This window comes from Lelliottia sp. 7254-16 (assembly GCF_002922995.1).
Taxonomy (GTDB): Bacteria; Pseudomonadota; Gammaproteobacteria; order Enterobacterales; family Enterobacteriaceae; genus Enterobacter; species Enterobacter jeotgali.
Window position 1 is genome coordinate 318,719 of sequence record NZ_PQVS01000003.1, and the last position, 20,422, is coordinate 339,140.

At 54.4% G+C, this 20,422-nt stretch carries 15 protein-coding genes; 3 read left to right on the top strand and 12 right to left on the bottom strand.

What is annotated here, in order from left to right; genetic code table 11:
• Window positions 1-12: 12 nt before the first annotated feature.
• The 3 genes from C3708_RS06425 to C3708_RS06435 are packed head-to-tail and all read left to right on the top strand — an operon-like array spanning window position 13 to window position 4,450.
• Window positions 13-1,272 (top strand): MFS transporter, encoded by a 1,260-nt coding sequence (locus tag C3708_RS06425; RefSeq protein ID WP_199184152.1) that lies wholly within the window; start codon window positions 13-15, stop codon window positions 1,270-1,272.
• 14 nt (window positions 1,273-1,286) lie between these two features.
• Window positions 1,287-2,498: an alginate lyase family protein gene (locus C3708_RS06430; protein WP_103948784.1), complete on the top strand. Its 1,212-nt coding sequence runs from the start codon at window positions 1,287-1,289 to the stop codon at window positions 2,496-2,498.
• Between the two features lie 17 nt (window positions 2,499-2,515).
• The gene (locus C3708_RS06435; RefSeq protein ID WP_103948785.1) at window positions 2,516-4,450 is read left to right on the top strand and encodes a heparinase II/III family protein; all 1,935 of its coding nucleotides are present in this window, start codon (window positions 2,516-2,518) and stop codon (window positions 4,448-4,450) included.
• 620 nt (window positions 4,451-5,070) lie between these two features.
• Here C3708_RS06435 and C3708_RS06445 read toward each other — a convergent pair.
• The 12 genes from C3708_RS06445 to sdhC all read right to left on the bottom strand — a co-directional run bounded on the left by C3708_RS06445 (window position 5,071) and on the right by sdhC (window position 20,005).
• Window positions 5,071-5,301: a hypothetical protein gene (locus tag C3708_RS06445; protein WP_103948786.1), complete on the bottom strand. Its 231-nt coding sequence runs from the start codon at window positions 5,299-5,301 to the stop codon at window positions 5,071-5,073.
• The gene (locus tag C3708_RS24000) at window positions 5,294-6,103 is read right to left on the bottom strand and encodes a glycohydrolase toxin TNT-related protein (protein WP_165790666.1); all 810 of its coding nucleotides are present in this window, start codon (window positions 6,101-6,103) and stop codon (window positions 5,294-5,296) included. Before C3708_RS24000 ends, C3708_RS06445 begins: the two co-directional genes overlap by 8 nt.
• Window positions 6,073-9,708: a PAAR-like domain-containing protein gene (locus C3708_RS06450; protein ID WP_165790667.1), complete on the bottom strand. Its 3,636-nt coding sequence runs from the start codon at window positions 9,706-9,708 to the stop codon at window positions 6,073-6,075. The genes C3708_RS24000 and C3708_RS06450 overlap by 31 nt, the downstream gene beginning before the upstream one ends.
• Window positions 9,709-9,710: 2 nt before the next feature.
• Entirely contained in the window at window positions 9,711-10,037 is a 327-nt protein-coding gene (locus C3708_RS06455; RefSeq protein WP_112174218.1) for a DUF2169 domain-containing protein, read from the bottom strand.
• A gap of 246 nt (window positions 10,038-10,283) precedes the next feature.
• Window positions 10,284-11,153: a succinate--CoA ligase subunit alpha gene (gene sucD / locus C3708_RS06460; protein ID WP_095281274.1), complete on the bottom strand. Its 870-nt coding sequence runs from the start codon at window positions 11,151-11,153 to the stop codon at window positions 10,284-10,286.
• Window positions 11,153-12,319, bottom strand: coding sequence for an ADP-forming succinate--CoA ligase subunit beta (gene sucC / locus C3708_RS06465; protein WP_023310791.1), 1,167 nt, complete (start codon window positions 12,317-12,319; stop codon window positions 11,153-11,155). The genes sucD and sucC overlap by 1 nt, the downstream gene beginning before the upstream one ends.
• 95 nt (window positions 12,320-12,414) lie before the next feature.
• Entirely contained in the window at window positions 12,415-13,641 is a 1,227-nt protein-coding gene (odhB, locus tag C3708_RS06470; RefSeq protein WP_103948364.1) for a 2-oxoglutarate dehydrogenase complex dihydrolipoyllysine-residue succinyltransferase, read from the bottom strand.
• A 14-nt stretch (window positions 13,642-13,655) separates the two neighbouring features.
• Complete coding sequence (sucA, locus tag C3708_RS06475) at window positions 13,656-16,463, bottom strand: 2-oxoglutarate dehydrogenase E1 component (protein ID WP_095281272.1); 2,808 nt, start codon at window positions 16,461-16,463, stop codon at window positions 13,656-13,658.
• 298 nt (window positions 16,464-16,761) lie between these two features.
• Window positions 16,762-17,478 carry a succinate dehydrogenase iron-sulfur subunit gene (locus C3708_RS06480; RefSeq protein ID WP_103948365.1) on the bottom strand — a complete coding sequence of 239 codons (717 nt, stop codon included), beginning with the start codon at window positions 17,476-17,478 and terminating at the stop codon, window positions 16,762-16,764.
• A gap of 15 nt (window positions 17,479-17,493) precedes the next feature.
• Window positions 17,494-19,260, bottom strand: a complete 1,767-nt coding sequence (gene sdhA / locus C3708_RS06485) for a succinate dehydrogenase flavoprotein subunit (protein WP_095281270.1) — start codon at window positions 19,258-19,260, stop codon at window positions 17,494-17,496.
• A complete protein-coding gene (gene sdhD, locus C3708_RS06490; protein ID WP_095281269.1) occupies window positions 19,260-19,607 on the bottom strand; it encodes a succinate dehydrogenase membrane anchor subunit in 348 nt (115 codons plus the stop codon). Before sdhD ends, sdhA begins: the two co-directional genes overlap by 1 nt.
• The gene (sdhC, locus tag C3708_RS06495; protein ID WP_165790660.1) at window positions 19,601-20,005 is read right to left on the bottom strand and encodes a succinate dehydrogenase cytochrome b556 subunit; all 405 of its coding nucleotides are present in this window, start codon (window positions 20,003-20,005) and stop codon (window positions 19,601-19,603) included. The genes sdhD and sdhC overlap by 7 nt, the downstream gene beginning before the upstream one ends.
• Window positions 20,006-20,422: the final 417 nt, after the last annotated feature.

Below are 20,422 nucleotides of genomic sequence, written 5' to 3' on the forward strand. Positions count from 1 at the left end.
AAGGAAGGCACCGTGAAGATAAAAAAACTACGCTGGTATATTATTTCACTCGTTATGCTCGGCACCATTATCAATTACCTCGCACGCAGCACGCTCGGCGTTGCTGCCCCGGAAATGATGAAAACATTGCATCTTTCGAGCGAGCAATACTCGTGGATCGTGTCAGTGTTTCCGTTTACCTACGCCATCGGCGGGATCGCCTGCGGTTTCATCATCGATAAGTTTGGCTTGCGCTTCAGCTTTAGCATACTGGCCATGCTGTGGTCACTGTGCAACATGTTAACCGCGCTTTTCAGCAGTTGGTTACCGATAGCCTGCCTGCGCGGCGGCCTCGGTTTAACCGAAGCGGCATTTAACCCGGCTGGTATGAAAGTGACCGCCGAATGGTTCCCGGCAAAAGAGCGAGGGCTGGCCTGCGGGATCTACAGCCTGGGGACGTCACTCGGCGCGATGCTCGCCCCGCCGCTCGTGGTTTGGGCCATCCTTAATTACAATTGGGAAATGTCGTTTGTGGTTACCGGCGGGATGGGGATTCTTTGGAGCATTTTGTGGCTGGTGTGCTATCGATCGCCGGAAAGCCATCCGGCGCTGCTCAAAGCGGAATATGACGAAGTTCAGGCGGACAACGGTCTGGTCCTGACGACGGAAAAAGCGACCCTCAGCTCGATGATCAAAGACAAAAATTTGTGGGCTATCTCTTTACCCCGCTTTATGGCTGACCCGGCCTGGGGAACCCTGCACTACTGGATGCCGCTGTATCTCGTCACCGTGCGTCATATGAATCTGAGTGAAATCGCTATGTTTGCCTGGCTTCCGTTCCTGACGGCAGATTTAGGCTGTCTGGCAGCCGGATACATCTCGAAGTTTCTTAACAATCGAGGCATTCACATTATCAATGCTAAACGCATCACCTTTTCCTTCGCGGCGTTGCTGATGCTGGCGATGGCGGCTGTCGGCTACGTCGAAAACGTCTATGCTGCCATCGCGCTGTTTTGCATTGCGGGCTTTGCCCATCAGTGCTTGTCCATCACCGTCATCAGCATGTCGTCCGACCTTTTCCCCAAACAAAAAGTCGCAACTGCCACTGGCTTTGCAGCCTTCACCGGCAGCATGGGAAACTTCGCATTTAGCCTTTTCCTCGGCGCGATGGTTGCCGTGGTTGGCTACAATGCTTTCTTTATTGGACTGGGTGTTTTCGATCTTATTGGCGCTGCGTTCCTGTGGTTGCTCATCAAAAATCCTGCAGCGGCATTCAAACCTGCTGTCGCCTGAACAAGGAAACGACAATGAAATATCAAACACTGTTCTTCGCTTGCCTGCTGTGTTCTGCACCGCTGTATGCCCAGTCCGCTGCTGATTCCTGCCTGACTTACGACTGCCAGCAGATGCAGGAGATAAAAACGAAGATCGCCCAGAATGACGCCACCTACACGCCAGCCATTCAGGCACTGATGAAAAAAGCCGATGCTGCCCTGTTGCATCCTCCGTACAGCGTAACGCAGAAAAAGCTGATCCCGGCCTCCGGCAATAAACACGATTACTACAGTTTTGGCCCTTACTGGTGGCCGAACCCGGATACCAAAGACCACCTCCCCTACGTGCGCGACGACGGTAATATCAATCCGTCTTCCAAAACCGATGATACGGACAGCGCGAGAATGGCCCATTTTTCCGATGACATCCGCGCGTTGGCCCTGGCGGCGTTCTACAGCGGCGACCCTAAATATGCGCAAAAGGCGAATGCTCAGCTGCAAACCTGGTTCTTGCACAAAGAAACCCGGATGAACCCGAATCTCAACTATGCCCAGGCGATTCCAGGCATCGTGAACGGACGGGGGATCGGCATTATCGACACCCGCGTACTGATTGATGTCGCCGACAGCATTGTGCTGTTACACAACGCGAAAACACTTTCGGATCAGGATTTCAAACGCTATCAGCGCTGGTACGCTGACTACACTCGCTGGCTGAAAACCAGTCAGAACGGGCATGAAGAATCGAACTGGTACAACAATCATGGAGCCTGGTACGACACCCAGGTTACCGCGTTCTCGCTTTTCACCGGAGATAAAAAACAGGCGACAGAGCAGATTGAGATCTTTAAGCATCGCCATCTGATCTCGCAGATCAACAGCAAAGGTGAAATCACGGCAGAGCTTGAGCGCACCCGCTCCTTCCATTATTCGAATTTTGCCCTCGCCGCCTATGGCCGAATGGGGCGTTACGGGGAGCAGACCGGAAATGACGTGTGGAATTTCCAGCTCGACAGCCGCACTACCAAAAGCGCGTTTGCCTTCATCAGCGAGCAAATGGGCAAATCGGCCAGCAGCTGGCCGTATCCGGAGCTGAACTACACCCCGGAGGAAGCCACCGGCCCGATGCTGGCTGCGGCGAGAGCCTATAAAGATGCCACCTTTACGCAGAGCGTCGCCCTTCTGAGCAAAGAGAATGCCGATAATATCAACTTCTTAATGCCCGGCTCTCCGCTGGTGAAATAATCGGGTACAGGTGCACAGTGAAACAATTTACCGCAGAACAACTTACCGCCGCCCGTCAAAATGTCACCCCGGCGATCCTCGCCGGGCTGATTGAGAGCAACCGCGACGTCATCAACAACGACACGCTGGTGCCCGAAACCGGATGCGCCACCTGGAACCACTACTTCTTCTGCCCTGAGCACAGCGTGCGCTTGCTGTGGAACCGGCACTCGCCCAACAAACATCGCTGCCCCGTGGACGAGGCCGTTTTTACCGGCGAACCCTACTACGGCGCCTGGTGGCGCTGGCTAAACGGATTGAATGCGAAAGCAAGCTACGAGCTTAGCGTTCTCTGGCTACTGACCGGTGAAATACGCTATCGGGATAAAGTGATCGATATTCTGATGCAGTATGCTAAGTACTATCCCGACTATCAGGAACACGGCGGTATTCCCTACAACGGTCCTGGAAAAGCCAATGCTCAGACGCTCTGTGAAGCGAATTGTCACGCCGATTTTGCTCGTGGGTTTGACCTGATTCGTTCTGAGCTCACGACCGAACAGAATGAGTTTATTGCTACGCGCCTGCTGCGTTGTGGAGCTGATTTTCTGATGCAGCATCGCAGCAATCAGATTCATAACCATGAGGTTAAAATCAGTGCCACCGTCGGCATCATTGGCGCCGTGCTGGAAGAGAATGCTTATCTGGAGTTTGCCGTTAACAGCCCCTACGGCCTGCGTTATCAGCTGGAGAACGCCCTGCTGCCGGGCGGATTATGGTTTGAAGGCTCGCTGCACTATCACTACTACGCCCTGGAAGCCTTTTTCGCCTTTGAGAAACTGGCGAAAAACAGCGAATTTAGCCTGCTGGATCAACCGTTCTATCCGCAGATGCTCAGCCTGCCGATGCAATTCCTGCTACCAGATATGACGCTGCCGAAAGTGAATGATTGCGTAAACGGCCAGGAGCAGCTCGGCCATGCGGATATCTATGAATTTGCGTATTTATATTATGGCAAAGAGGTGTACGGGCAGTTGCTCTCCTGTCTCTATCGCACCACGCCGCGCAATCATATCGACGCGTTGTTTTACGGCCAACCGCTGCCCGCTGACGCCCTGCAAGCCCCGACCGCCAGCGAACACCACCCCGGCGCAGGTTTTACCTTGATCCGAAACGCACCGGGCCGGGCAGTATGCATCAAACATGGCCCGTACGGTGGGGAGCACGATCATTACGATCGTCTGAACCTGATGGTTTTCAATCAGGGAAAAGCGTTGTTTCCCGATCTCGGCACGACGGGCTACGGCGCACCGCTGCACTACGGCTACTACAAAAACTCATTTTCACACAATACATTATGCGTGAACGGGTTGAACCAGCCACCCGCCGTCCCGCGCGTGCTTCGGTATGATGAAACACCTGCTGCTACGCACCTGATTACCGAAGTGGACTGGAAAACCCAGGCCGCCCTGCCCGACAGCAAAACGCGCGTGGAGTGGGATGAGGAATCCTACCGCGATGTCGTTTTCCGCCGCAGCGTACAGGTTACGGAAAACCTGCTGATCGACAGGTGGGATATCGAGAATCCTCATGCCCAGTGCGTGGATGCGATCTACCTGATTCGCGGTGAATCCCGGCCTGATATGCCGCAAACCGGGATCAGCTTGTGTTATCCCTACGTCCACCAGGCCACACAAATGCCGCTGAACGGTCAGACTGACTTACGCTATCAAGCTGATAAACCCGTGACAATCAGCTGTTTTTCGCTCAGCAATGCGCACGTCATTCAGGCCAAAGGACCGGACAACCCCTCGACGTCCGAACTGGAGTATCTGATTTTGCGCAGCCATGACCTACGGGTTTGCTGGGTGTTTGTGACGGATTTAAGCGGCGAAAGTGAAGTGAGTATCGAAGCGCGCGAAGGGGAAATCATCGTGACGGATAAAGGGCTACATAAGGATTACCTGGCATAACTGCAGCGAAGTGCAGAAAATGAATGAACTGGTGGCGACCCATCCATGCCGCTGTTGCTGGTGCGCTTCGCTTTCCTGCACGTCATTCGGCCACGTCTCGCGACGGGTGAGATTGAGGTTTAATCGCAGGTGAAGCGCAACCGTCTTTAGATGTTTTCAAACATATCGCCACTGTGTTTAACGTTACGACGGGCTGGCTGATTTTTGAGGAAGATGAACGTGGACCCCAGGATATACTGATGATGATATTTGAGGCGGTTAAGCAAAGCCTGAGCTAAAAAACGGCTAGCAAGTGGGACTTTAACCGCACGGCATGCCGCTTTAAAGACTTTCCGGACTCGTTATTATTCGCGACACCCAAGCCTGAACCTTAAAGGCGACTGAGGTGGGATTTGATAACGGGTTACGGTGACAGTGAGATTATCGGAAGGATACCTGACTATTATTGTGACAGCAGCGAAGTTCAGGCACTGCGGACGGAACTTTGTCAGGTTAAGGGGATGAAGGGGGCTGGTTGCTTAGTGGATTAGATGGAGTTAAAGAATAATTAAAACCGGAAAGGAATGATGACATTTCCGGCTATTATAATAATTTAATGTTTAGCATACATAAAACTCAAACTATAAATGATTTAACATATCTTGCACTTCGTATAAAAAAGCTTTGCATGCAGATTCTTCATCATCAAAATACTCAGGATCAGTCCTCCCCCCCTTCTCACTATAGAAAACAATCCACTTTCCATTTTCCATTATTAAACAAAGAGTTTCATTATTCACCTCATCAATTGAATAAGTGTTTTCTGGGATATTCAGTTTTTTAAAGGCATTTATAAGATCTAGCTTATCCACAGCAGTCAACTCCTTCTATCATTTTTTTAAGATGGCCTGAATCTAAATAGGATTGAACGCTATACTCTAATTTATATTGCGTCCCCATACCCATTTCCCCAAACCAAGGTGCAATTTTGCTTTCCGCCACATTTGGAATGTGTTTCATAACTTTGTAAACAGTATAAGGTCCTGAATCCGTTCCTGGCGGTAACGCTCTCATAGGATAATGCGTTCCAACTGGAGAAACATATTTTCCTCTAGGTAAACCATACCTATCAATAGTCGTACCAGGCTCTAAAGTTGTAGAGCTTACTGGGCCATGTGCACCATCGTTCGGTGGATAGTAAGTTACAGGTAAATTACTTAAGCCTAGCGGATCAATATATTTCAGCGGATTTGATGCATATCCATATGGGTTTAATCCACCAAATAACCCAATCGGGTCGGCCGAGATGTACTGCCCCGTCTCAGCATCATAGTACCGGAATCGGTTGTAATACAACCCGGATTCATCATCCTCGTATTGCCCCGGAAAGCGCAGACGACAGACAGGTGCGCCTTCTTTGTTGGCGCCCTCTTCCCGGCCCCACAACTGCTGCTTTCCCCGCCAGACAATCGTGCCGTCTTCGGCCATCAGCTCCTGAACGCGCCCGGTGATATCCGTCACCGCATAATGCAGTTGCCCCTTTTCATAGCGCGCCAGCGGCGTAAAACTGCCGGGGGCATATATCCAGCGAATCGCCTTTTCATCATCCGGCGTGCCGTCAGGGGACAGCGGGATTTCTTCCGTTAACTGGTCGCCATTCCAGTGAAAATCCATCCCCGGTTTATCGTGACTGGTGCACCGCTTGCTGATGCGCCGGCCGGACGGGTCGTATCTGTATTCCCACGTTCACCCTCCGGGGTTTCAAGCCCGGTGAGCTGGCTTTTCGCGTCCCAGCGGTAGCGCCACTGTTGCGGGCGGTAACCGCCTTTGTCGACCCGCTTTTCCACCAGACGGCCATTCACATCGTATTTCCAGGTGATGCCGTGTGCATTTATCACCCGGACAAACGTCCCTTCCTCCGGCATGCCTGTGTCCGGGTTGATGCGACTGGTCGTGTGTCGCCAGGCCTGGTGCTCCCGGGTCACCACCCGGCCATGCTGCTGTTGCTGGTGCGCCTCACTTTCCAGCACGTCATTCAGCCACGTCTGACGGCAGGTGAGATTGAGGTTTTTGTCGTAGGTGAAGCGTTCTTCACGCACCGGCGTGGTGCCGCTGCCGGTCCAGGTGGCGTGGCTTATCTGGTCGTTCGCCGTCAGGGTGTGGACAGCGGTGCCGCGCAGCGAGTCGGTTATCATTGTCAGGTTGTATGCGTGGTCATACAGCCACTCGCGCTGCAGGCTTTTATTGCGCTCGTAAGGCCCGGCGCGGTGGTCCCCGGCTTTTTGCTGTGCGAGCATCCCGGCCGGGCTGTAGTCCTGTTGCTGGTAATAACCGGCATCGCTGCGGCGCAATGTTTCCTGGCCGCGCAGGTCGTGCTCAAACGTGAGTGGAGCATAGTCGTTAAGCTGCCATGCCTTCAGCTCGCCCATTAACCCGCGGGTGAAGTGTTCAGTGAGCCCGCCTGTTGTCCGCCGCGTGACAAAATCACGTTGTTCATCGTAGCCGTATTCCGTGCGCCTGCCGTTGAGGGTTTCGGCGGTGATACGCCAGGCATCATCGTACTCATACGTGACGGTGGCATTGTCATTTTTCGCCTCGACCAGGCGGCACAGGGTGTCGTAGCGAAAAGTGGTGGTGCTGATAACGCGGGTACTGTCGCCGTGGGTGACGTCTTCATTGGTGAGCTGGTCAGTCACATTGTAACGGCGGCTAAGACAGGTACTGTCCGGGAAGATAGTGCTGATACAACGACCCGCGGCATCGTACGTGTAGCGCAGTGTGCGGCCGGTGAAGTCAGTTTCTGCGATAAGCTGCCCGGCTTTATCGTATTCCAGCCGGTAGAGTTCACCTGCGGCGCTGATGATGCTGGTTAAGCGGGTAAGTTTGTCGTAGCGGCATTCCAGCCGCTCACCGTCCGGGCGGATGACGGCCGTCAGGACATCAAAAGCTCCATATTCATAGCGGGTGGTTCTGCCTTCGCCATCGGTGACACTTTCCGGCAGCTTTTCGCTGTTCTGGCGCATCAGCTCGCGCACGCCATCAGGGCGGTTGATTTCTTCCACACTGCCCTTCGGCCCGGCATGATTCTGGCTGTGGCGGAACCGGGTGGTGAAGCCCAGCGGGTCCTGAACGCTCAGCAGGCGCCCGAGAAAATCGGTCTCTGTGTGGGTGACGCCGCCATCGGGGGTCACGGTTTCCTGCACCTGATGCAGGGCATTATGATGCCATACCCAGGTGGCACCGCCTGGCAGGATGTGGGCCAGCAGGTCACCCTGCTCGCTGTGGCTGAACTGCTGCCTGCGGCCCTGAGGGTCAGTGAGGGTGACCACGCTGCCGTGGTCGTCATAGTCCCATACCCAGGTCTGGTCGCCTGGTGTGGTGAGGCTCGTTAACTGGCCATCATCATTGTACTCATACCAGAGACTGTACCCGCCGGGCAGGGCAACCTGACGAATATCGCCGTTACGGTGATAGTCATATTTTGTGGTGCGCCCGAGCGCGTCAGTACGGGACTGAAGCCGGGTGTTGTCCCAGACAGAGTGCTCTTCACGCCCCAGCGGGTCGATACTGCGGGTAACCAGGCCATCTTTGTTATACCAGAAGCGGGTTTCACCGCCTTCGGCATCGAGGTAGGTGGTACAGTGCCCTGCATCGTCGTAGACAAAGCGGTCATCGTAATAGCCTTCTGTCGACAGGGTGCTGATGGCGCGGCCCTGCGCGTCATAACCGATATCCACGCAGGTTTTATCCGTGTCCCGCCAGCGGGTCATAAAGCCGTCGGGTGTGTATTCATGCCACAAATGAGTGAACTGGAAGGTGTCACATTCGGCGAGAAAACCGTGCTCATCATACTGGCAGGTGACCAGGCGCTGGCGCTGCGGGGACACGAGGTCAATGCTCATCAGCTGCTGTTGCTGCCAGCCAAGTGCGAGCGTATAGCCATCGCTGTGACAAATATCCGTCAGCAAACCATCGGTGCGAATGAAGTCAATCTGATTGCCGTAACGATCATGGAGGGCGGAGAGCAGCCAGATGCCATTATCCGCCGGGGAAAAGAGTTGCGTTTGCTGTGAACGACGGTCGAAAACTTCCAGCCCGTCATGCAGTGTGCCGGAAAGCCGGTAGCGGGGCTGGCGGTCATTCACCGTATCACGGAACACTCCATCCTGCGGGACAGGAAAATACAGCACCACGCCTTCAGCGTCGGTAACGTGCAGATTATCACCGTGTATGCTCAGGGAGCACGACCACTCATCCGTCCATTTGGGGCCAAAGATGCCACCGCCTTTTGCCTGTGAGCGATAAAAGCGGGAAAGTGACAACGGGACTGAGCCTGGCAAAGAGAGGACACTGAAATGCTGGAGAAAATCGCCGGTTCCGGCGTCGACAGGTTCACCAGGTTTGGTGCACAACCCGCTAAAAACGCCGTCTCCTTCACCTTCCGGTGCTCTGGTTTTCCCCTTGATGTTGGCACCGTCCATCTCTGCAACCCCAGCGGTGTTTAGGGCAAACTCCATAACCACACTTTGCAGTGCAATCATCAGCGCCCTGTTTTGAGGGGTATCTGCTGCATTAAAGGTGTCAAGGGCTTCCCCACCGATTTGTTCTGCCGCGTTCCGTACAGCTTCCGGAGTGGTGTTGTAGTAACCGGATGCATAGAGCATTGCACCAATTTGCTGGCTGTTCATCACACCGTCAGGGGTATGGTCAGTCGTAAAATCCTTAACTGCCGCTTTAATTGCCTTTGCAGTGTCCGCCATTGCCTGCGCTTCCTGACGCCCGGAGTCCGCCTGATATGCATATAGATTTAACAGCTTATCCATGAAACCTTGTTCATTGGCGGTCTCAGGTATCACTGCCGGATCGGCCTGGCTGGCTGGCACGCTGGCGGCAGGAGGCTGGCCCAGAATAATCCCCGTCGTATTCCTGGCATTCATCCAGAACTTATCAAAGTGCCGGAGAACCGGTTGCCCGCTCACGTAAAAGGTGGTGCTGAACTCCAGTGGCTCGCAGATATCGCCCACCGTGCCACTTTTAATTCCTTTCGCCACACCCGGTTCATCACCTTTGGTTTTAGGAATGAAACTCTGATTCAGGATCAGCACCGGACGGTCGTTAGCCAGCACAGAGGGTACCGTCAGTACTGAGCTCACCATGTCGGCGGTGACTGGATAGGGAACGGGGGGCGTCGCCGGCCCCATCGGGGTTTTGCAGACATCCGGCGTAGTGCTAACCACCGTCCACAGCATGTCCTGACGTGCTATGTAATTCAGCGCCATGGTTATTCTCCTGCCATGCTGTAACGTGCTTCCGTCACCCGCACTGGCGAACCCACTGGCACCAGATAACGCCAGGTCTGCGCTACCGTGAGAGCACCGGTATCAATATGTAATGTGTCGACCCACATCATCTGCGGTACACATTCACCGGTATTCATCCGCAGCAGAATCCCGGCCCGGCTTGCGGGTAGCGTGAAGATGATATCGCCGTCAGGATGCAGTCCCTGGAGGGTGAGTGTTTTCATGACGACAACGCGATGACTCTCGTTATGCTTGTCGTCCATTGCATATTCCATCACTGAAAACGGCGTCAGATTACGAAATTCCATTTTTCACCCAAGGTGCATTTATCTCTTGGGTAAAATGTAATTCTGCTTAGGGATTAACAATAACTTTCTAAGAAATCATCGATGTTTAGGATTAAAACCCGTGTTAATAATCAAACACTTAATATATAGCGCTTCAAATATTCACTTTAAAAATATCAGGCATAAAAAAGGCCGCTTTTCAGCGGCCAACCATGTCGAAACGGACATTTATTATGTCAAAGCTCCCCTCATGGGGAGCAGAGAGGATTACTTGATGATAGCGCTCAGTGCTTCGCCGATATCGGCCAGGCTACGAACGGTTTTGACGCCTGCGGCTTCCAGCGCTGCGAACTTCTCATCCGCTGTGCCTTTACCACCGGCAATGATGGCGCCTGCGTGGCCCATACGTTTGCCTTTTGGCGCAGTCACACCGGCGATGTAACCAACAACCGGTTTGGTGACGTGGTCTTTGATGTAAGCAGCGGCTTCTTCTTCAGCGCTGCCGCCGATTTCACCGATCATCACGATCGCTTCAGTCTGCGGATCTTCCTGGAACAGTTTCAGGATATCGATGAAGTTAGAGCCAGGGATCGGGTCACCGCCGATGCCCACACAGGTGGACTGGCCGAAACCGTAGTCGGTAGTCTGCTTAACCGCTTCATAGGTCAGGGTACCGGAGCGAGACACGATGCCCACTTTGCCTGGCTTGTGAATGTGGCCTGGCATGATGCCGATTTTGCATTCGCCTGGGGTGATCACGCCCGGGCAGTTTGGCCCGATCATGCGCACGCCTGCTTCGTCCAGCTTCACTTTTACAGTCAGCATATCCAGGGTCGGGATGCCTTCGGTAATGGTGATGATCAGTTTGATGCCTGCGTCGATCGCTTCCAGAATGGAATCTTTGCAGAACGGAGCTGGAACGTAGATAACAGTCGCCGTTGCGCCTGTTGCTTCTACTGCTTCACGCACGGTGTTGAACACCGGCAGGCCCAGATGCGTGGTGCCGCCTTTGCCTGGCGTCACACCGCCAACCATCTGCGTACCGTAAGCAATCGCTTGTTCGGAGTGGAAAGTCCCCTGGCTACCGGTGAAGCCCTGGCAGATAACTTTAGTGTTCTTATCAATCAAAACGGACATTATTTCCCCTCCACTGCGGCAACAACCTGCTGAGCTGCATCCGTCAGACTTTTCGCTGCAATAATATTCAGGCCACTGTCAGCCAGTTTTTTCGCGCCGAGTTCAGCGTTGTTCCCTTCCAGACGAACCACAACCGGGACGTTCACGCCCACTTCTTCTACCGCACCGATGATGCCGTCAGCGATCAGGTCGCAACGCACGATACCGCCGAAGATGTTAACCAGAACGGCTTTCACGTTGTCGTCAGAGAGGATGATTTTGAACGCTTCGGTCACGCGCTCTTTGGTCGCGCCGCCGCCCACGTCAAGGAAGTTAGCCGGCTCGCCGCCGTGCAGTTTAACGATGTCCATGGTGCCCATTGCCAGGCCCGCACCGTTAACCATGCAGCCGATGTTGCCATCCAGCGCCACGTAGTTCAGTTCCCACTGTGCAGCCTGCGCTTCACGCGGATCTTCCTGAGACTGATCGCGCATTTCGCGCAGATCGGACTGGCGGAACAATGCGTTGCCGTCAGCGCCCAGTTTACCGTCGAGGCAGATCAGGTCGCCCTGAGTGGTGATCACCAGCGGGTTAATTTCGATCAGCGCCAGATCGCGCTCAAGGAAGATGTTTGCCAGGCCCATGAAGATCTTGGTGAACTGTTGAACCAGTTTACCTTCCAGACCCAGTTTGAACGCCAGCTCGCGACCCTGGTAAGGCATAGGGCCTGCCAGCGGATCGATAGCCACTTTGTGGATCAGGTGCGGGGTTTCTTCCGCCACTTTTTCGATTTCCACGCCGCCTTCGGTAGACGCCATGAACACCACGCGACGGGAGCTACGGTCTACAACCGCGCCGAGGTACAATTCTTTTGCGATGTCAGTCGCCGCTTCCACCAGGATCTGGTTAACCGGCTGGCCGTTCGCGTCTGTCTGGTAGGTCACCAGGCGTTTGCCCAGCCAGTGTTCAGCAAAGGCGCGAATCTCTTCTTTGCTCTTAACAACTTTCACACCGCCCGCTTTACCACGGCCACCAGCGTGAACCTGACACTTAACTACCCAAGGGCCGGAACCAATTTTAGATGCGGCTTCTTCAGCTTCACGTGGGGTAGTACAGGCATAACCCACCGGAGCCGGTAAGCCATACCGGGCAAACAGCTGTTTGGCCTGATATTCATGTAAGTTCATGTGTTCTATCCATCCTTCAGGTAATCGTTATTTCAATCCTATAGGCCGGTCGCGCAGCGCGTATCCGGCCTACAGTGCAGGTGAGGCTAAAACTACTACACGTCCAGCAGCAGACGCGTTGGATCTTCCAGCAGCTCTTTAATTGCCACCAGATAACCCACAGATTCACGACCATCAATCAGACGGTGATCGTAAGAGAGCGCCAGATACATCATTGGCAGGATCTCGACTTTACCGTCAACCGCCATTGGGCGGTCTTTGATGGCATGCATACCCAGAATCGCGCTCTGCGGCGGGTTGATGATTGGGGTAGACATCAGGGAACCGAATACACCACCGTTGGTGATGGTGAAGTTACCGCCGGTCAGGTCTTCAACGGTCAATTTACCGTCACGGCCTTTCAGCGCCAGCTCTTTGATTTTCTTCTCGATATCCGCCATGCCCAGGGTATCAACGTCACGCAGAACCGGGGTCACCAGGCCGCGCGGCGTGGAAACCGCCATGCTGACGTCGAAGTAGTTGTGGTAAACCACATCTTCGCCATCGATAGAAGCATTCACTTCCGGATAACGTTTCAGCGCTTCAACGACCGCTTTCACGTAGAAGGACATAAAGCCCAGACGGATACCGTGACGTTTTTCAAACGCGTCACCGTACTGCTTACGCAGGTCCATGATTGGCTTCATGTTGACTTCGTTGAAGGTGGTCAGCATCGCGGTGGAGTTTTTCGCTTCCAGCAGACGCTCAGCCACACGCTTACGCAGGCGAGTCATCGGCACGCGTTTTTCACTGCGTGCGCCAAGCGCAGGCTGTGCTGCCGCAGGGGCTGCAGCCGCCGGTGCTTTGGCTTCTTCTTTAGCAGGCGCTTTTGCCAGATGTTTTTCCACATCTTCACGGGTCAGACGACCGCCAACACCGGTGCCTTTAATGGCGCTGGCTTCGAGATTGTGTTCACCCAGCAGGCGACGGATCGCCGGGCTGAGCGCATCGTTGGTTTGTTCTTCCAGAGACGCTTGCTGACGCTGAGCCGGAGTGGACTCTTTGCTTTCAGACTTAGCGCTGGACTCTTTACCCGCGCTGTTGCCTTCACGCAGGCGACCGAGGATCTGACGAGAAGTCACGGTGGTGCCTTCGTCTTCCAGCACTGCATCCAGAATGCCATCCGCCGATGCCGGTACTTCCAGTACCACTTTGTCAGTTTCGATTTCTACCAGCACTTCATCGCGCTTAACGCTATCGCCCGGTTTTTTATGCCAGGTCGCTACCGTTGCGTCAGCGACGGATTCAGGCAGGTCGGGAACAAGAATATCTACGCTACTCATTATGTATCCTTAAATTATTCGACGTTCAGCGCGTCATTCACCAGATCTTGCTGTTGCTTCTGGTGAACGGACATATACCCTACCGCCGGAGAGGCGGAGGCCGGGCGACCTGCGTAACGCAGGGCGGACCCAAATGGAATCACATCACGGAAATGATGCTGGCTGCAGTACCATGCGCCCTGGTTAAGCGGCTCTTCCTGGCACCAGACAAAATCATGCACGTGTGCGTACGGTTTCAACGCTTCCTGCACCGACTGATGCGGGAACGGATAAAGCTGCTCGATACGCACGATGGCGACATCTTTCTGATCTTTCTTGCGGCGCTGTTCCAGCAGGTCGAAATAAACCTTACCAGAACACATCACTACGCGCTTCACGCCTTGCGGATCGAGATCATCAATCTCACCAATCGCAGGCTGGAAGGTGCCGTTCGCCAGCTCATCGAGGCTGGACACCGCCAGTGGATGACGCAGCAGCGATTTCGGTGACATCACCACCAGCGGACGACGCATCCCGCGCAGCGCCTGACGACGCAGCATGTGGTAAACCTGAGCCGGGGTAGATGGCACGCACACCTGCATGTTCTGCTCGGCGCAGAGCTGCAGATAACGTTCCAGACGCGCGGAGGAGTGCTCCGGGCCCTGCCCTTCGTAGCCGTGTGGCAGGAGCATCACCAGGCCACACATACGGCCCCATTTCTGCTCGCCGGAGCTGATGAACTGGTCGATAACCACCTGTGCGCCGTTGGCGAAGTCACCGAACTGCGCTTCCCAGATGGTCAGGGTGCGTGGTTCTGCAGTGGCATAGCCGTATTCGAACGCCAGAACCGCTTCTTCAGACAGCACGGAGTCCCAGACCTTGAACTGGCCCTGACCGTTGTGCACGTGCTGCAGCGGAGTGTAAGTGGAACCGTTGGTCTGGTTGTGAATCACTGCGTGGCGGTGGAAGAAGGTCCCACGGCCCGCATCTTCACCGGACAGACGCACCGGAATGCCTTCGTCAACCAACGTTGCGTAGGCCAGGTTTTCTGCGCCGCCCCAGTCGAACAGTTTCTCGCCTGCCGCCATTGACTGACGGTCGGAGTAAATTTTCTGCACGCGGGACTGCATCTCGATGGCTTCTGGCACGGTGCTGATGCGTTTTGCCAGCTCCTGCAGACGCTTCATCTCGACCTTGTTCGGGTAGCTCTCATCCCACTCGTGGTTGAGGTACGGCGACCAGGTAAAGGAGTGCATGTTCATCGGACGCAGCTCTTTCACCACGCACTCGCCGGCATCCAGCGCATCGCGGTAAAGGTTAACCAGCTCGGTGGCATCTTCGAGGGTCGCGATTTTGTCCGCTTCCAGTTTGTCGGCGTAGATTTTACGCGGCGTCGGATGCTTTTTGATTTTCTGGTACATCAGCGGCTGGGTTGCACTCGGCTCGTCCGCTTCGTTATGGCCGTGACGGCGATAGCAGAACAGGTCGATGAACACATCGCGTTTAAAGGTGTTACGGAAGTCCAGCGCCAGACGTGTCACGAAAGCGACCGCTTCCGGGTCATCGGCGTTCACGTGGAAGATCGGCGCCTGCACCATTTTACCGATGTCAGTACAGTACGGCGTGGAGCGCGCATCCAGCGGGTTAGAGGTCGTGAAGCCCACCTGGTTATTGATGACGATGCGAACGGTACCGCCCACTTCGTAACCACGCGCTTTGGACATGTTCAGGGTTTCCTGAACGACGCCCTGGCCGGTGACCGCCGCATCACCGTGAATGGTGATTGGCAGTACTTTATTGCTGCTTGGTTCGTCCAGTCTGTCCAGACGCGCACGCACGGAACCGATAACCACCGGGCTGACGATTTCGAGGTGCGACGGGTTAAACGCCAGCGCCAGGTGAACCAGACCGCCGTTGGTTTCGATATCCGATGAGAAGCCCATGTGGTACTTCACGTCACCGGTACCGAGATGTTCTTTATGTTTGCCCGCGAATTCGTCGAACAGGTCCTGCGGTTTTTTACCCAGCACGTTAACCAGTACGTTCAGACGACCACGGTGCGCCATACCCAGCACCACTTCACGGGTGCCGCTGTTGCCCGCATGACGAATCAGCTCTTTCAGCATTGGCACTAAGGCATCGCCGCCTTCAAGGGAGAAGCGTTTTGCCCCCGGGAATTTTGCACCGAGGTAACGTTCCAGGCCTTCTGCTGCGGTCAGTTCGCTCAGGAAGCGTTTTTTCTCTTCAACGCTAAAGCTGGCGTGGCCGGTCACCGATTCGATGCGCTGCTGGATCCAGCGTTTTTCGTCTGTGGAGGTGATGTGCATGTACTCTGCACCGATGGAGCCACAATAGGTTTGTTTGAGCGCCTCAAGCAGCTCTCCCAGCTTCATCGTGTCTTTGCCGCTGGCAAAGGAGCCGACGTTAAAGCTTTCCTGGAAATCCGCCTCGGTCAGATCGTGGTACGCCGGATCGAGATCCGCCACACGGTCTTGTTTCCACAGTCCCAGCGGGTCGAGGTTCGCATGCTGGTGACCACGGAAGCGATAAGCATTGATGAGCTGCAGGACTTTTACCTGCTTCACATTGGTGTCAGGGTCAGAGATCGAGGAAGAGTAACGTGAGGCATCCTTCGCCAGACGACGGAAATAATCACGTGTTTTGGAATGGAATTGATCCGGTTTGACCCCAGTGCCAGGTAACTGCTGGAACATGGAACGCCAGTTAGCGTCCACTGAGTCAGGATCGGTTAAGAAGTCTTCATAGAGCTGTTCGATCCAGCTTTGGTTTGCACCAGAGAGGAAAGAAGAGTCCAGCCAGGCTTTCATTGCGCCGTTCTGCATCGTGATCCCTTAAGCATTTTTATGCTTATTTCGCCGTAGAAACTACCACGCACACCTCGTGTACGTGCCGGGGTTCACCTGCGAGCTCTTGTCTCAGCTTGGCTCGCGAAGGAACCTTTAGAAACTGTCCGAGGGTTTCCCCTCACCCCGCCCCTCTCCCTAAGGGAGAGGGAGAAGGCGGGTCCGGCAGTTTTTAAAGGTTTCCTGCTATCTATCTTTGCTTTGCCCGGTGGCGCTCCGCTTACCGGGCCTACTGTTACGTAGGCCGGATAAGCGAAGCGCCATCCGGCGGTATTACTTAGGCACTGCGCTGCAACAGCATCGACTTAATATGGCCGATGGCGCGCGTCGGGTTCAGCCCCTTAGGACATACACTGACGCAGTTCATGATGCTATGGCAGCGGAATACGCTGAAAGCATCACTCAACCCTTCCAGGCGGCTGTCGGTTTCGGTATCGCGGCTGTCAATCAGGAAGCGATACGCGGCCAGCAGGCCAGCCGGGCCGATAAACTTGTCCGGGTTCCACCAGAACGACGGGCAAGAGGTCGAACAGCATGCACAGAGAATACATTCGTACAGGCCATCGAGTTTTTCACGCTGCTCTGGCGACTGTAAATGCTCGCGAGCGGGTGGATTCTGCCCATTATTCAACAAGTAAGGCTTAATCTTCTCATATTGTGCATAGAATTGCCCCATGTCCACCACCAAATCGCGAACGACCGGCAGGCCAGGCAGAGGACGGATCACAATTTTTTGTCCTGCACGCTGCAACGCCGAAATCGGGGTGATACAGGCCAGGCCATTTTTGCCGTTCATGTTCACGCCGTCGGAGCCACACACCCCTTCACGGCAGGAACGACGAAACGACAGTGTCGGATCTTTTTCTTTCAGCTGCATTAACGCATCAAGCAGCATCATGTCGCGACCTTCTTCCGCTTCCAGGGTGTAATCCTGCATATGCGGAGCGTCATCAACATCCGGGTTATAACGATAAACTGAGAATTCGAGTTTCATTATCCTGTCTCCGCATTAATAGGTACGAATCTTCGGCGGGAACGCCGGACGCAGTTTCGGTTCCATGTTGACTTCACGTCGCGTCATGGATTCCGACTCTGGCAGATACAGGGAATGGCACAGCCAGTTTTCGTCGTCACGATCCGGGAAGTCGAAGCGGCTATGCGCGCCACGGCTTTCGGTGCGGTAGTTTGCGGAGACCGCCGTTGCGTAAGCAGTTTCCATCAGGTTATCAAGCTCAAGGCACTCGACGCGCTGGGTGTTGAACTCGCTGGAAGTGTCGTCCAGACGGGCATTTTTGAGACGCTCGCGGATCACTTTCAGCTGCTCAAGCCCTTTGGCCATCGCATCGCCTTCGCGGAATACCGAGAAGTTGTGCTGCATACATTCTTGCAGCGCTTTGCGGATTTCCACCGGATCTTCGCCGTCGCGGTTGCCATTCCAGCGATTGAGACGCTCAAGGGACGCTTCAATGTTAGCTTCAGTCGCATCGCGCAGATCGCCTTGTTCAGCGATAGATTCTTGCAGATGCAGGCCAACCGCACGACCAAACACCACCAGGTCGAGCAGCGAGTTGCCGCCAAGACGGTTTGCACCGTGGACCGATACGCAGGCAATTTCGCCAACGGCGAACAGGCCAGGAATCACCACGTCTTCGCCCTGCTCGTTTACGGTCAGCGCCTGACCGGTCACTTTGGTCGGAATACCGCCCATCATGTAGTGGCAGGTTGGGATAACCGGAATTGGCTCTTTGACAGGGTCGACGTGCGCGAAGGTGCGCGACAGCTCCAGGATGCCCGGCAGGCGGGATTCCAGAACTTCTTTACCCAGGTGATCCAGTTTCAGTTTCGCGTGCGGGCCCCACGGACCATCGCAGCCGCGACCTTCACGGATTTCGATCATGATAGAACGCGCCACCACGTCACGACCCGCCAGGTCTTTTGCATTCGGGGCATAACGCTCCATGAAGCGTTCACCGTGTTTGTTCAGCAGATAGCCACCTTCACCACGACAGCCTTCTGTCACCAGAACGCCAGCACCGGCGATACCGGTCGGGTGGAACTGCCACATTTCCATGTCCTGCACAGGCACACCTGCGCGGATTGCCATGCCTACGCCGTCGCCGGTGTTAATGTGGGCGTTGGTGGTGGACTGGTAAATACGGCCTGCTCCGCCGGTCGCCAGCACCGTTGCGCGAGCTTTGAAGTAAACCACTTCACCGGTTTCGATGCACAGGGCGGTACACCCGACCACTGCGCCATCTTCGTTTTTCACCAGATCCAGCGCATACCACTCGGAGAAAATGGTGGTGTGGTTTTTCAGGTTCTGCTGATAGAGAGTGTGCAGCAGTGCGTGGCCGGTACGGTCAGCCGCTGCCGCAGTACGTGCCGCCTGCTCGCCGCCGAAGTTTTTCGACTGGCCGCCAAACGGACGCTGATAAATAGTGCCATCTTCCAGACGGGAGAACGGCAGGCCCATGTGGTCCAGCTCAAGAATCGCTTCCGGGCCGGTCTTACACATATATTCGATGGCGTCCTGGTCACCGATATAATCGGAGCCTTTCACCGTGTCATACATATGCCATTCCCAGTTATCTTCATGGGTATTACCGAGCGCCACGGTGATACCACCTTGCGCAGATACGGTATGGGAACGGGTTGGGAACACTTTAGAGAGCAGCGCACAGGTCTGGCCGCTCTGGGAAATTTGTAGCGCCGCGCGCATACCTGCGCCACCGGCACCAATCACAACAGCATCAAATTCTCTGACTGGCAGTTTCATCACACACCCCACACCACAACAAATCCATAAATAACGTAAACCACCAGCGCGACAACAATCAGCAACTGCAACGGCAGGCGAATCGCGAGAGGTTTAACGTAATCGGTCAACACCTGCCACATGCCAATCCAGGCATGAATAAGGATCGAGAACAGAGCCAGCAGGGTGAACACTTTGGTGAAGGCAGATCCGAAGAACCCGCTCCAGATCTCCCACGTCAGTTCGCCGCTGGTCGCGAAGAAACCGATCATGTAGATGATGTAAAGGGTGAGGACGATGGCGGTAGCGCGGACCAGAATGAAGTCATGTACGCCGTTGCGTCCTAATGCGGAGGCGTTGCTTACCATACGAGGACTCCTGCAAGAATTGAAAGCACGACAGTAATCACAAATGAAATATTGGCGGAACGTTTCCCTACTTCGAGGGTTTCTTCCAGATAGCCAAAGTCCATCAGCATATGGCGAACGCCCACAACAACGTGGTACGCCAGTGCAGTCAGAATGCCCCACATGATAAATTTCACGAAGAAGCTGTTCATGATGGCCGAGGCCTGGAGGAATCCTTCAGGAGAAGAGAGGCTGGTACCCAGTAACCACAGCAGAATACCCACTGCCACGAACGTAATCACACCGGAGACACGGTGGAGAATGGACGCTATTGCCGTTACAGGGAATCGGATCGTTTTGAGATCCAGATTGACAGGTCTTTGTTTTTTCACATTTCTTATCATGAATAACGCCCACATGCTGTTCTTATAATTCCCTTTGGACTTCGGATTACAGGAAGGCATTAAGGCCGGGTAAGCGGCACAGCCAACGCACTTGTAACCTGAAAGACGACGGGATTTCCTTCCTCCGGTCTGCGCGCGGGTCAAGCAGCGTCCTTATCTATAACTTCGCGTCATGCTAAACATTGCTTCCAAATGCTAAAACGACACGTTACAACGCTGGGTGGCTCGGGATTGCAGGGTGTTCCGGAGACCTGGCGGCAGTATAGGTCGTTCACAAAACCATTACAATTAACCTACATACAGTTTGTCGGGTTTTATGCGGAACAGTGATCAGAGTCACGATAACAACATTATTTTAAATTTTAATCATCGGATTTGACAAAGATTAAACATTATTGTTACAAACGATAGCAGAAAAGGCATATAATGCGC